The organism is Neobacillus sp. CF12 (assembly GCF_030348765.1).
GTDB lineage: Bacteria > Bacillota > Bacilli > Bacillales > Cytobacillaceae > Neobacillus.
In genome coordinates, this window is sequence record NZ_JAUCEU010000007.1 from 1327565 (window position 1) to 1342014 (window position 14450).

Here is a 14450-nt window from a genome sequence, read left to right on the forward strand (position 1 = left end):
GTGATTATATGAGATAACACACAAGGAGTAAGTGATGTAAATCACATTCTGTTATATTTGAATATTTTGTCCTATCCCTAAAGTATCAGATAAGCTTACAGAATTCCCTTAGTTTTTGCTTCAATTAGCCAACCTGGAAACTCGTTTAGTAGATTATTATATAATTCTTCATCGGATATTTTTTCAATATCTTTAATGTGAAAGAAATTTGCATTATCGATAAAACGACCTTCCATTGTGTCTAGTTTTTCTAGCACCTCAAAGTTAGAATCACCAATACCGACAAACTGCCAAAAGATTGGTTTATTTGAAGATGAGACAATCGGTTTTTTAATCGTTCTTTTACAGCCGCCATCGTTAATAAACACAATAAAGGTGGGTTCCTTTGCAGGTTGTTCTACTATGTATTTATTGATTACATCTTCCATTACCGGGGGTTCATCATTTCTTCCAAATTTATGGATTAAATCGTTACTTAATATATAATCTTCTACATAATTAACAAAATCTTTTTCTGTTACAGACTTCAATCGAGAAAACTCATTATCATACACCCAAACATCAAGTGCTCCATCATCGTCAAATTGACTGGCTACTGCTAAAATACGCTCTACTACCTTCTGGACTGTACCATTTTTGTACAGTGATCTCATTGATCCTGAAATATCTAGTATTAAACCAACTCTTGCAACCACATTTGTAAGTTTCTTCTTTTCTAAAATAACTCCAGCAGTCTTTTTCAATAAACTAATAGTCGTCATGAAATATCCCCTTTCAAACTTTTTACATCTTCCATAATTATACTACACTGGTTGAAAATTGGTATGAGTTGCATCATTTAAACTAATAAAGAGGTTCCAAAGACTTAAGCTCGGGAACCTCTTTATTAGTTATATTGTTTGTGCAAAAACACAGGTATCTCTAGGTTCCTTACTGTCGACCGAGATACCATCATTTATCAAGATTCCCTCAAGGGTAAACCCTAATTTTTCAGGAATTGCACGACTTTTACTATTTCGCGAATCACAACGAATTTCAACACGTTTTGCATTGAGTTCGGTGAACGCAAATTTTGTAATTGCTTCAGTCGACTCTGTAATATACCCTCGGCCGGAAAAACGAGTATCAATCCAATAACCGATCTCAAACTTTGGAACATCCCAATTAATTCTATGAAGCCCTGATGAACCAATAAATTCACCGGTTTCCTTGTTGAATAGATGTAATCGTAGGTCCTCACGGGTTATAAACTTAGCAATACTATCTCTTATATTTGCTTCTACATCCTGCTCTGTTTGATTCATATGGGCCCAAGGCATCCACGGCTTTAATTCATTTAATGAAGCCTGGATAGCATCGTAAACTGCTTTTCCATCACCTGGTAAAGGCTTTCGAATCAATAATCGCTGTGTAGTAAACTCCTCTGGAAATTCTCTTAATATTGGTTTCAATTTGTTTCCCCCTTTATATACCTTTGGTTTTCATGAGAACCATTTACCCTTCTCTTTTTCGACTTTGGGCTACATGAACCCTTCATGAAGCCCACTTTTTCAATTTTCCTATCATTTTGGGCTTCATGATCACTCCATGAGGACCACTATTTCAATTTCCCTATCATTTTGGGCTTCATGACCTGTATGAATAAAAGACCCCTCCAAAAAGGAAGAGTCTTAATTCGTATTAATATGCTTTTGCCCAATAAACCATTTTGTCGGCTTCTTTACCGCAACATACACATGTAGTTGAAACTTGTTCTTGTTCAAATGGGATACATCTTGAAGTTGCTGTTGTATCCTCTTTGATTTTCTCCTCACATGCGAGATCACCACACCACATTGCTTTAATGAAACCTGGTGTCGCTTCAAGCTTTTCCTTTAATTCAGAAAGTGTCACAGCGACAGATGTTCTCTCTTCACGATGCGTCAAAGCTTTGTTATATAGGTTAGCTTGAATATCATCAAGTAATTCTACTAGCTTTGTTTCAAGCTCATCTAATGGAACAAAGACTTTTTCTAACGTATCTCGTCTTACTAATACAACCTGCTTATTCTCAATATCTTTTGGTCCAACTTCCAAACGAACTGGAATTCCCTTCATTTCGTACTCATTGAATTTCCAGCCTGGCTTTTTATCGCTTGCATCGATACCAACGCGAACAACGTTTGAAAGAGACTTTTTCAAATCATACGCGAAATCAAGAACTCCTTCTTTATGCTGTGCGATTGGTACAATCATAACCTGAGTTGGCGCCGCTTTTGGAGGAATGACAAGTCCACGGTCATCGCCATGCACCATAATTAAAGCTCCGATAATCCTTGTTGTAAAGCCCCATGATGTTTGATGTACATACTGAAGCTTTCCTTCTTTATCCGTATATTGGATATTGAATGCTTCAGCAAAGCCTGTTCCAAAGTGGTGCGAAGTTCCTGACTGTAGTGCTTTACCATCATGCATTAAGCTTTCAATGGTAAAAGTAGCTTTCGCTCCTGCAAATTTTTCTTTTTCCGTCTTTTGCCCTTTTACTACTGGAATCGCAAGAATTTCTTCGCAAATTGCTGCATATACATTCAGCATTTTGATTGTTTCTTCCATCGCCTCTTCATCAGTAGCATGTGCGGTATGACCTTCCTGCCATAAAAACTCTAATGTCCGTAAGAAAGGACGAGTTGTTTTTTCCCAGCGAACCACGTTTGCCCATTGATTATAGAGCTTTGGCAAGTCTCTATAAGAATGAATAATATTGCTATAATGCTCGCAAAAAAGGACTTCAGATGTTGGACGGACAACTAGACGTTCAGCTAATTCTTCAGAACCGCCATGTGTAACCCAGGCTACTTCTGGTGCGAAGCCTTCTACATGGTCTTTTTCTTTTTGCAGCAGGCTTTCAGGGATAAACAGTGGCATATATACATTTTCATGTCCGGTTTCTTTAATACGGCGATCTAATTCATTTTTTATATTATCCCAAAGGGCATACCCATAAGGACGGATAATCATCGAACCTCGTACACTCGAATAATCAATTAAATCAGCTTTTGTTACTACATCCGTGTACCACTGGGCAAAATCCTCGTCCATACTGGTAACATCTTTTACAAATTCCTTAGCCATTTTTGACACCTCATTATTTTTTTAAATATAAAAAGGCCTTGGCCCCAAAAAGGGACCAAGACCTGGCGATACCACCCTAAATTCATAAAGCTATTGCTTTATACTCTCGACATGATAACGGATTTTATCCGCATGTATCTTCAAAAAAGAATCCGATACAGAACTCCGAGGCAGGTTCAAATGACTGTCTTAAGAAACCTTCCACCAATGGCTTCCTCTCTTTGTAAGACCAATTTCATTTTACTAATCCTCATCACAGTTTCAATAGTATTTTTCCAAAATTATATATTTCAGATACTAAAATGTCAATTGTTATTATGGAAAATTATTCTGTTTTCCATTTCCTTATCTTTATTCTAACCCTCTGTTTAGGATACAATTAAGGAAATGAGGTGATATTCTTGAAAAATGAAGAAAAGAATGAAGTCGAACAGGAAGAAGAAGAAAAGCAATACTTACTTGAACTAATGAAAATGCAAAATGAGGCTTTAAAAAGAATCTACAAAAACACATTAGATCCTAAAAAGAAAGAATAATCCCCTATTTTACGGACGTTATTGACGTCTTTTTTATTTTCGGCTAAGTTTCATTAAACGTTCATAAAAGCCACTAAAAATAGATTACATTGCATTTATAATGTACATATGTTGTTTATTAACTTTAGGGAGTTTTTTAAATGTATATGTTATCAATATTCACAATAGTGATCATGAGTTTACTGACAGGGTCTTCTATTTTCCTTTTACATCGTAACAAACATAAGCTAGCTGACGTATCTGGAATCGTTATCGTAATGGTTTTAACCATGATGAGTGGACTATTAGCTGGTTATATTAGCGGGATTCTCTCAGGAGAATTATTTTTCCCTGTTGGATTGGGTACGTTAATAGGCTTTATCCTCGGTTTTATCGCTGGTCAGCCGATAGGAATCCTTGCTATCTTAATGGGGTCAGCAACTGGGGTCGTAAGTGGAATTATGGGTGCTCTTTTGGGAGCAATTCTTCAGTTCGATAACCCAACCATCATATTAGGAATTCTCCTAGGAGTGTATGTGATTATTATTGGTTTAGTCCTTTTATTTATTATCGTAGACACAAATGGAAAACTTGCACTTGATACACAAGGAATTTCTCCATTTAATATCCTATCCGCCGGATTAGTACTTATTGCGTTATTCTTATTTTTATACAGCAGTGATCTTGTTAAAATTCCTGGTGAGAGCAAATCAGCCCAAACACAAGAGACGAATACAAATCCCCCTCCAAAACAAACAGAATTAGATATTACCAAGGAAACCAATCCTAAAATTGAAATGATGATTACACCAACTGGCTATTCTCCAAACGTTATTAAAGTAAAAAAAGGAGTGACAGTGGAATTAAATATTACAAATCCTGGTGATAATAGCTGTTTCTCAACTTTTATGATGCCAGATTTTGATTTAAATAATGTGAATCTAAAGGCTGGTACAACCAAGTTATCTTTTACACCTGACAAAGAAGGAGAATACACCTTTAGCTGTGGAATGAATATGTTTAAAGGAACCGTTATTGTAGAATAACCTGATAAGAAAGAGCTCGCTGAAACTATCAGCGAGCTCTTTTTTTTACATATGACTTGAATGTTGATCTACTACATGATCGTTATTTTTTATAAATGGCCACCAGTTTGCTTCCCCGAATGTTTTTACCATAACTGGAACAAACAATGGTAAAATCACCAGTGCATAGAGTGAAAGACCAATTAAGAGGATAGCCGCAATCTGGAGCAAGGATAAAACACCGGCCGGCATCATCGCTGCAAAGGTACCACCTAAAATGATCGCTGCAGAGATAATAACTGTTCCCATCTTTTTCATAGCGATAAGGATCGCCTGCTCTACTGGCATATGTTTAAATTCGTTAAAACGGTCCATTAAGAAAATACTATAGTCAATGCCGAGCGCGATTAAGATAACAAAGGCGAAAAATGGAACTGCCCAGCTAATACCTGAATAACCTAACCAATTGACGAAGATGACCTCTGCTAGTGCCATAGAAGTATAGTAGGTTAGTATTAATGATCCGATTAAATATAGCGGCATAATGATGGAACGGAATAGAATGATTAGTATAAACGTAATCCCTATTAGCATGAGCACCACTGTTCGTGAGTAATCCGCCTGAGAAATTTCATCAAGATCATGGTGCATGCTTGATACTCCACCCACTGCTACTTCCGCATTTTCAAGTTTTGTATCCTTTACCACCCGCTCTACTGTTTCCTTGATTTCCGGAACTGTATTTAGGGCTTCATTCGAGTACGGATTCTTGCTAAATACTACATCAATCGTCATGACTTTATGATCTTTTGACATGTAAGTATCGAGTACTTGTTCAAAGTCTTTGCTGTTTAGGACCTCTTGTGGAATATAAAAACCATTTTTCTCTTGGTTACCTACTCCTGCAAGGTACTCTTCTGCAGACTCTAAACCGTCAGAAACTTGATTTAATCCATCCGCACTTTGCGTCAACCCATCAGTCAGCACTGTGATTTGTCCGCCTAAGTCTTTAAAACCTGTCATTAGCTGCTGCTGACCGTTATTTACTCCGTTTAGACCATTTGCAAATTGAGGAAGTCCATTAACGATTTGCCCTTGACCATTCCCCATTGTATAAAGGCCAGTTTCAATCTCTGAGAGTCCTTTAATAAGGTCCTCCATCCCTTTAACGAGTGCTTCCTGACCCGCGATAGCTTCTGAGAATTTACCATTAGCAAGACTAATTCCTTGTGCAGCACCCTTTAAACCAGCATTTAACTGATTCAAGGTTCCCGCTAATTCTGCTGTTGCTAACTGAGAATCACTAATGACTTTTTTAATAGCTATATAGTTATCATTTTGTCCAATTCCACTATATTCACTTTCTAGATTGGTATAATAATCACTTGTTGCCCCTAAGGTAGCATGCAACTCACTAATCCCTATTGCTACTTGTTCGTAGTTTCCAGCAAGATCCGCAAGCCCACTCTCTGCTTGTTTGTAACCTTCAAGTAATTGTTTACTGCCTGCCAACACCTTGGAGGACTCAGATTTAACTACTGTTAAGCCTTCTTTTACTTGAGTAGTACCTGTAGCACCTTGTTTTAATCCATCTTCAATTTTTGCAAGATTTTCTTGTATCGTACCCATATTGGACTGTAACTGGTTAGTACCAGTAATTAACTGGCCAATCCCATCCACTGCTTCTTCCATTTTAGGTTGGTTGGCAGCAAGTTGTTCTCCAGCTTCTGAAAGACCACTGCTAATCTTCTGAATTCCTTCATTTCCTTGACCAAGTCCGTCACCTAGTGTTTTAACTTGTTCAGAAATATATAACTCATCAATTGTTTCACCAGTTGGACGTGTCACAGAACGTACCGAATCTACATCATTGATTTTATTAAGTTCTTGACTTATTTTTTCAGTGATCGCAATATATTCTGAAGTATTCATTTCATCATCATTTTTAATGACAATTTGAGTGGGCATGGATTCACCAGGACCAAATCCATCAGAAATGATATTAAATCCTTTAATAGAATTAAATTCATCACCAATCTCTTCAAGAGAGTTAAACGACAAATCTCCATCGTAGGTAAATAAAGCCGGCACTGATATGGCTGCCACAATGAGTAAGGCAATTAACGGACGTGCTAAAGCAAAAGTACCAACATATCCCCAAAACTTGCTTTCCCCGTGTTCAAGCTTACCCTTAGATGGCCAGAATAGTTTCTTCCCCAACACAGCCATAAAGAATGGAACAACCGTAAATAGTGCCAGTAACAATAACGCTACACCAATTGCAACTGCAGCTGCTGACTGATATAGCACAAAGGTTGAAAATCCTATCGATGCAAATCCAATCATTACTGCTAATCCACTAAAGAAAACCGTTTTTCCGGCATTGCGATAGGTTATAACTATTGCTTCTACTACACTATCATTCTTTGACATTTCCTCTTTAAAACGACTTAGCAGCAAAATACAATAATCTGTACCAATACCAAACAATACGGCCACTAAGAAAATTTGCGTAAATGTTGATAATGGGAAATTCACTTTATCTACTAAAATAGCAACAATCGATTGGGCAGCCAAATAGCTGAAGCCTACTGTTACTAGTGGAATAATTGGTGCAATAGCTGATCTAAACACCAGTAATAGGACGATTAATATAAACACAACCGTAATACCTTCTGTTTTCTTCAGACCTTCTTGGGAGTTTGTTACAAGGTCCTCAGCAATTAACCAGTTTCCGGTATAATAGTGATCTAACTCTACATTTTCTAGTGCTTCATATAAATCCTTCGAAATATCTTTCCCTTCACGATCATTTGCGATTACATTTACCGAAACAAGAATGGTTTTACCATCTTCGGATAAAAGCTGTTCCTTTAATTCTTCTTGATTAAAATGAGTTAGAATCGAGGTGATCCCAAGTTCTTCCTTATTTTTCTCAAGTTGGTTAACCGCTTTTTCTGCTTCAGCAAAGTCTTCTTGCGTCAGCTTTTTATCACTATGAAATACCAACGCTGTTTGTAACTCATTCCCGCTATTTTCACTTGACTGGACATCTTTAAGAATTTCCTCTGCAAGCGTAGATGAGTACCCCTCTGGTACGTTAATCTGTCCCTTCTCACGAACAAGGTTTTCCATATTTGGTGCAGCCATAAAAAGTACAGCAATCAAAGCTACCCAAGCAATTAGGACTAACCATTTTCCTTTAATCATTGCTCTCACGTGTTATTCCCCCACTTCTTCCTTTTTCATGTTGGTTAATATCAGGGCTAATTTTTCATAGGTATTAATAAAATTTGTAATTTCTGTTTCATCAAATTGAGTGATAAAAGACTCTACTAAAAGATGTACTTTTTCCTGAGTTTTAAGGTGCAATTCCTTCCCTTTTTCACTTAAGGTTAAATAAACAACTCTTCTGTCGTTTTCATCACGGGTTCTATCAATTAGACCTCTGTCTGCTAACCGGTTGATAATCGCTGTTATTGCACTTTTATTAACATCAAAGGCTTCTGCCAATTCCGATGAGGTGCACTCATGGGAACGCTGAATGTAACTTAAAATATAGTGCTGGTCAGTGGTTAAATCCTCTCCGATCTGACACTTAAGTAGAGACTCTGCTTTTTTATTGACATCAAAAGAAACGGACATATATCGGTCGATTAGTTCCTGAATGGTCTTTTTATCCATTGTCCATTTCACCTCACTTTATAAAATTAGTTAAACTGTTAAACTATTCATCTGTTTAACTATATGACATGTCATAAAAGCTGTCAATAAAAAAAAGGTCAGCTAATTGCCAACCTTTCTTCATATTTTGCATTATTTTTTTTAGTTTATTCTTTGGGATATAGAATCTCATCGATAATTCCATATTCCTTGGCTTCTTCGGCACTCATAAAGTAGTCTCGATCAGTATCTTTTGCTACTTTTTCAACGGTTTGGCCCGTTCTATCGGCTATAATCTGATTAATATGTTCACGGAGCTTTAAGATACGTCTTGCAGAGATTTCTATTTCTGTCGCCTGCCCCCTAACGCCTCCAAGTGGCTGATGAATCATAATTTCACTATTTGGCAAAGCATACCGTTTCCCTTTTGTACCTGCAAGCAATAGCATAGCGCCAAATGATGCTGCCATCCCTGTACAAATCGTCCGAACATCCGGGGTAATGTATTGCATGGTATCGTAGATAGCAAATCCCGCTGAAGTAGAACCACCTGGACTATTGATATAAAGGGATATTTCTTTATCGGGAGCATCGGCTGCTAAAAATAATAATTGAGCAACCACGCTGTTCGCCACATGGTCATTAATTTCATCACCAATGATAATGATTCGATCCTTTAAAAGACGAGAATAAATATCATAAGATCGTTCACCGCGATTAGATTGTTCAATTACATATGGTATTGTACTCATTTCGTATCCTCCTTAAAAGCGAATAATAGGCTATGCAGCCATACAGAGAGTGCTTAAAGGAGTTGAAACGTTGAATGGGACCGTTTTTCTAGTAACAGCTGAAGGTGTTTCCGTAGTATCAATAATCGACGGAATGGCTTCAATCAATTGCGACGGGTCCTGGTTAATTAGGGAATCATGAAACAGGCTCCAAAGCTGTTCTCGTTCCTCTTCTTGCCAATAGGATTCAAGAGAAATAGGTTCACTTTGATTTTCGATACGTTTTTTTGCCCTGTTTATACTAGATTTTACAGCCATTTCTGTTGTGTTTAATATCTCAGCAATTTCCTTCGATTGATATTGAAAGGCCTCTTTTAAGATAAAAATGATCGCTTGCCGTGGAGTAAAGTGATCCATTAATAAATCCACAGAACCAATGGTATCTGCCATTGGTAAATTGGCATGCTCACGAATCTGACCATTACTTAATTCTTCCTTTTTCCTTTTACGAAGAGTATCTATCCATTGATTGCGGGCTATTTTATTTAATAAAGCTGTGGTAATTTTCTCTTGGCTGTAAAAGTCAATAGCTTTTAAAATGGCCTCTTGTGCAAGGTCATCACCATCCCATTTACTCTGGGATAGAAAGTGACAGTATTTTTGTACCTTGGGATAAACTTCTCTCCACAAGACTTCCTCGTGCTGTACAGTTTCCATGGTGTACAGTCTAAGTTTGTTAGACATTATTTTCACTCCCTTAACACTCTCTACACTATAAACGTTTTATATGATTAAAAAGATACGGGTAGAAAATCTTTTCTTATTTTCTACTATATACAATTTTGAAACTTTTTCGCCATATTAGCGTAAATGTAACAGTAAGAAAAATTTATAGGTTAATCATTTCTTTCTTCTACATCGCTTAGATTATAATAAGATGAGAATAGTACTTTTGATTAGGAGTGAAATACGTGGGAGTTACACTTAGTAAAGGACAAAAAGTTGATTTAACAAAGTCACATCCTGGTCTACAAAATGTTGTAGTTGGTTTAGGATGGGATATTGCACATAATGGTTCTAACTTTGATCTAGATGCCTCCACCTTTTTATTAGGACAAACTGGAAAGGTTCAAAGTGATCAGGATTTTATTTTTTATAATAATCCAACCGGCGGCAATGGCTCCATTAATTACAGTGGGGATAACCGAAATGGTGCAGGAGAACGAGATGACGAACAAATTCGGATCGATTTACAAAGAGTTCCCAGCCACATCCATCGAATTGCATTCACGATTACCATACATGATGCTCAAGTGAAGCAGCAAAATTTTGGACAAATCTCTAATTCATACGTGCGTATCTTCAATGAACATACAAACGAAGAACTACTTCGTTTTAACCTTGGAAGAGATTTTACTGTCGAAACAGCCATTGTTGCAGCAGAACTTTACCGACATAATGGAGAATGGAAATTCAATGCGATTGCCAGCGGATTTCAAGGTGGACTGGCCGCGTTATGCCGCAATTTCGGGGTAAGTGTGGATGAACCGGCTCCAACACCTACACCACCCGTTCAACAAAATTTATTTAACAACAATCAAAACCAATTTACGACCAATCAAAATCAATTTAACAATCATAACCAATATCAAAACCAAAATACATTTAATCAAAATCAAAATAGCTCTAATCCATATCAGCAAAATCACCAACAGCGCATTCATTTACAGCCTGAATCTTCCTATTCGCAGCCGGCTTTTGGATATCCAACCCAAACCTCAGGACATAACCCCCATCGTACATATGGAGATGATATTCATTGTCCGCGCTGTAATTCTTCAAATATCCGTACAGGACAAAAGGGATTTGGTTTGGGTAAAGCAGCGATTGGAGGCTTAATTTTAGGACCTGTTGGTTTGCTTGGTGGTTTTATTGGAAAAAACCAATTAAAGTTTACTTGTAACAGCTGTGGTAACAATTGGTCTCCAAATCAAACGGATTATACCGAATGGGCAAATCAATCAAAAAGAAAAGCTCAGGAATTGTTTAATCGATACAAGAGTCAGGATGTATTAGAAGCAGTAGTAGCAGCGTGTGCCTTGGTTTCCATGGCTGACGGTTATTTGGATGCAACGGAACGACAAAAAATGATTGAATTTGTGAATTCTAGTGAAGAGTTACGCGTATTTGATAGCAATAAAGTTATTCAGCGATTTAATTACTTTGTTTCACGTATTGAAGCAGACAGGATGATTGGCAGAGCTGAAGCTTTCCGTGCACTTGGGAAAATAAGATCCAAACCAGAAATTGCCCGTTTAGTTGCTCGATACTGTATTGCTATTGGGTATGCTGACGGCAATTTTGACCACAATGAAATGCAAATGGTAAGTGATATATGCCGTGAACTCGGTTTAAATCCTGGAGAATTCCTTTCATAACATAAAAACCTCAATCCCGTTTGGGTTGAGGTTTTTTCATGATTATTTTTGCCAAACTCGTTTATTTTCTACTCGTTTGGTCAAGCCTTTTGAATCTAATCTTTCTAAGAATGGAATCATATATTTTCGTGAAAGGTCTAGGATTTCTTTCGCATCGCCCACTTCAAACTCTTTTCCAGTGCCACTTCGAAGTTTTTCGACTGCTTCTTTGAAGACCTCCCCGTGGTAAGCAAATTGTTCATCCAAATGGACAATGAATTCCTGGTCTTCCAGAAAACGTCTTAAATCAGCTTCTAAATGGTTTGGGATACCCGAATCGGAAAAATAGTCTTTATAATAACGTACCTTCAGTCCATCCTTCTTTAACTCACCTAGCATGTTTTCTGTCCGCTTTTGCCAGCTTTTCGACACATTCGGCATAAAGTTAGCCAATGCAACAAACTGTTCTTTTCGCTTAAATACACCATTAGATATCCCGTTTTCGACAACGAAATCGAGCAGTGCTTTTGGAAATCTTTTTTGCATCGATTGCAGAAGTTCTGCTTTATTTAGACCAGATTTCATTGAATGTGTTTGATGGAATTCCTGCAGGCGGTCATAGATGTCTTCTTCAATAGAGTTTATTAACATTTTGAGGGAATACTCTTTATTATTGTATAGGACAAAATCATCATCATCATTTAAAAAAGCATTCAAGGTTTCTTCATCAAGAGCGGTGCGTTTGATTAACTCACCTAAAGTTAAGCTTTTAGCTTCAAAAATAGCCGCAATAATCCGTTCCTTAGGTGATCCAACTTTTTTCTTTTCCAGTTCCTCAATGGTTTGATTTCCAAATCGATATTTATTACCTCTTGGATCTATAACCCAGCCGCCGCCAATTGTCTCTTGCGGGCTTGGGCGACGTAAAATAAAGCGGTCGCCACGTTTAGTAAGAATTTCTTCCTCCAAACGAAGTTGACATAATATCTCACCGTTTTCTTCTTTAATCTCGTTCCGGTCAAAAAAGACAATTCGTCCCATAACTTCTGTAGTTCCGATATGGAGTTTAATCGGCATCCGTTGTTTCACCATATGTTCAAGATCCTCAACCACTCTTATCGCTACATCTACCGTTTTCGTAACAATAAAATGCTCTGACGAAACCAAAACATCTCCGCGTTCTAAGTCTTCTTTTGATACCCCTGAAAGATTGATAGCGGTACGCTGGCCCGCATATGCTTTTTGTGCTTGCTTATGATGAACCTGAATTTGTCTTGCTTTCACTTCGAGTCCCTGCGGCATGATCATAAGAGTTTGTCCCTCTTCCACAGTTCCTTCGTAAACCGTTCCACGAACTACTGTCCCCTGCCCTTTTACCGTGAACACCTGGTCAATCGGCAGACGAAAAGCACCCTTTGTATCTCTCATTTCTTGCTCTTTTAGCGTTCGTATTATTAAATCTTTCAATTCCTCTATACCCTTTTTCGATAGGCTGTCTACTAGCACAAACGGAGCATCCTCAAAAACGCTGCCTGTTAGTTCTCTTAAGATATCATCCTTAACTAATTCAATAAATTCTTCATCGACGCGGTCAATCTTCGTAATTGCCACAAGTCCGTATTTCACTCCTAAGAATTTTAGGATATCCAGATGTTCTCTCGTTTGCGGCATAACGCCTTCGTCTGCTGCAACAACCAATACAACAAGGTCGATACCTGCTACTCCAGCGATCATCTGGCGAATAAAACGCTCATGTCCTGGTACGTCAATAACCGAGATTTGAATTTCCTGATCCTCATATAAAGGAGCAAATCCGAGTTCAATCGAGATTTGTCGTTCTTTTTCTTCTTTTAATCTGTCAGTATCTACATTGGTCAATGCTTTTGTCAAAGAGGTTTTACCATGATCTATATGTCCAGCCATGCCAATTGTAAAATATCGTTTTTCCAAAGTTGCCACCTGCTTTTTTAGGTCTTCCTCTTTACTTTATCTTTAAAGAACATATAGTTCAAGAGAACATTTTTAGACAGACAAATAGGCTCCGATTGCTCCGCTGTATTCTCCTTTTCCTAAAAACACTGCTGTTACTCCTACCATATTCATATAAAACTCAAGAGCCTGTCTTAATGGATGATTACCAACAATGGCACTTCCGACGATGACAGCACTTTTAACCTGATGGATCGTTGCTGCCTGTGACGTTAACAACACAATCGTTTCTGCGATCATATTGGAAAGTGAAGCCAGCCGGTCTGCTTCTGTAGGGTTAAGTCGAATACCCTTTGCAAAGTTTGCCGCGGTTAATTCTCCATTAACGGGACTTTCAGCTGATTCATAAATGTCTTTTACTAACATATCAACATGTCCTTTATTTCCTTCTTCCGCAAGGACGGTAAGTTGACGGTAGCCCCGTACTTTTGATAAAAGTGATCCAAGACCTGTAAACGTCCCTCCGCCCATTCCGCTCCCAAGTATCCGATCTACCTTGTCGCCTTTCACAACATGCCAAGAGGTTCCGGTTCCAATGTTTACAATTAAATAGTTTTCCCCTATAGTCTTATTTTCTGCTGTTAGTAAAAAACGTGTACCCTCACAGGTTGCTTGGAACTCAGGAATGATCATACTCTCGGGGAAATACTTCTTTTGGATGACAGTGGATTTTCCACCAGTTAAAGAAACTCTTAAGGAAGGCACAGACAGTTTTAGCCATGAAATGGCTGAATCCTGTTCATTTATGGGAAATTTTTTAAAGTGCATTCTCTCATTTTCCTGATAAACCATTTTGATTAATGAACCGCCAGCATCAATTCCTGCAGTGTTCCGCTCCATCCTCCCCACCCCTTCAAAATGACTAGTTTAATTACTTATTTGACAATCATCATTATTATCCTGCTTTCATTTCACCAAACCTCCACATTCATTCCATTCCTACTATCTATTAATGTGCTATGGTGAATAAAAGTACTTTTACAACAAAGGAAGATTTCA

The 14450-nt window shown here is 37.8% G+C and carries 12 protein-coding genes and 1 other annotated feature; of the genes, 3 read left to right on the top strand and 9 right to left on the bottom strand.

Annotated elements, in window-relative coordinates; genetic code table 11:
* Positions 1-95 precede the first annotated feature (95 nt).
* The 3 genes from QUG14_RS06685 to proS all read right to left on the bottom strand — a co-directional run bounded on the left by QUG14_RS06685 (position 96) and on the right by proS (position 3111).
* The gene (locus tag QUG14_RS06685) at positions 96-761 is read right to left on the bottom strand and encodes a vWA domain-containing protein (RefSeq protein ID WP_289339742.1); all 666 of its coding nucleotides are present in this window, start codon (positions 759-761) and stop codon (positions 96-98) included.
* Positions 762-890: 129 nt separating this feature from the next.
* Positions 891-1451: a GNAT family N-acetyltransferase gene (locus QUG14_RS06690; protein WP_289339743.1), complete on the bottom strand. Its 561-nt coding sequence runs from the start codon at positions 1449-1451 to the stop codon at positions 891-893.
* Positions 1452-1680: 229 nt separating this feature from the next.
* On the bottom strand, positions 1681-3111 hold the full coding sequence (gene proS, locus QUG14_RS06695; RefSeq protein WP_483310707.1) for a proline--tRNA ligase: 1431 nt from the start codon (positions 3109-3111) through the stop codon (positions 1681-1683).
* A 47-nt stretch (positions 3112-3158) separates the two neighbouring features.
* Positions 3159-3377: a binding site (T-box leader), on the bottom strand.
* Between the two features lie 135 nt (positions 3378-3512).
* Between proS and QUG14_RS06700 the strand changes: the two genes are divergently transcribed.
* Together QUG14_RS06700 and QUG14_RS06705 are read left to right on the top strand one after the other, a co-directional pair.
* Positions 3513-3647, top strand: coding sequence for a hypothetical protein (locus QUG14_RS06700; RefSeq protein WP_289339745.1), 135 nt, complete (start codon positions 3513-3515; stop codon positions 3645-3647).
* A 140-nt stretch (positions 3648-3787) separates the two neighbouring features.
* Complete coding sequence (locus QUG14_RS06705; protein WP_289339746.1) at positions 3788-4672, top strand: cupredoxin domain-containing protein; 885 nt, start codon at positions 3788-3790, stop codon at positions 4670-4672.
* 45 nt (positions 4673-4717) lie between these two features.
* Here the strand turns inward: QUG14_RS06705 and QUG14_RS06710 are convergent, their stop codons facing one another.
* The 4 genes from QUG14_RS06710 to QUG14_RS06725 form a co-directional block, all read right to left on the bottom strand.
* Positions 4718-7870 (bottom strand): MMPL family transporter, encoded by a 3153-nt coding sequence (locus QUG14_RS06710; protein WP_289339747.1) that lies wholly within the window; start codon positions 7868-7870, stop codon positions 4718-4720.
* 3 nt (positions 7871-7873) lie between these two features.
* Entirely contained in the window at positions 7874-8335 is a 462-nt protein-coding gene (locus QUG14_RS06715; protein WP_289339748.1) for a MarR family winged helix-turn-helix transcriptional regulator, read from the bottom strand.
* A 146-nt stretch (positions 8336-8481) separates the two neighbouring features.
* A complete protein-coding gene (gene clpP, locus QUG14_RS06720) occupies positions 8482-9066 on the bottom strand; it encodes an ATP-dependent Clp endopeptidase proteolytic subunit ClpP (protein ID WP_289339749.1) in 585 nt (194 codons plus the stop codon).
* A gap of 30 nt (positions 9067-9096) precedes the next feature.
* On the bottom strand, positions 9097-9789 hold the full coding sequence (locus tag QUG14_RS06725) for a sigma-70 family RNA polymerase sigma factor (protein ID WP_289339750.1): 693 nt from the start codon (positions 9787-9789) through the stop codon (positions 9097-9099).
* A gap of 227 nt (positions 9790-10016) precedes the next feature.
* On the opposite strand from QUG14_RS06725, the gene QUG14_RS06730 reads away from it, so the two are divergent.
* Positions 10017-11483, top strand: a complete 1467-nt coding sequence (locus tag QUG14_RS06730; RefSeq protein ID WP_289339751.1) for a TerD family protein — start codon at positions 10017-10019, stop codon at positions 11481-11483.
* A 42-nt stretch (positions 11484-11525) separates the two neighbouring features.
* Here the strand turns inward: QUG14_RS06730 and selB are convergent, their stop codons facing one another.
* Positions 11526-13385: a selenocysteine-specific translation elongation factor gene (selB, locus tag QUG14_RS06735; RefSeq protein WP_289344085.1), complete on the bottom strand. Its 1860-nt coding sequence runs from the start codon at positions 13383-13385 to the stop codon at positions 11526-11528.
* A gap of 99 nt (positions 13386-13484) precedes the next feature.
* Positions 13485-14291, bottom strand: a complete 807-nt coding sequence (gene coaW, locus QUG14_RS06740; protein WP_289339752.1) for a type II pantothenate kinase — start codon at positions 14289-14291, stop codon at positions 13485-13487.
* Positions 14292-14450 lie beyond the last annotated feature (159 nt).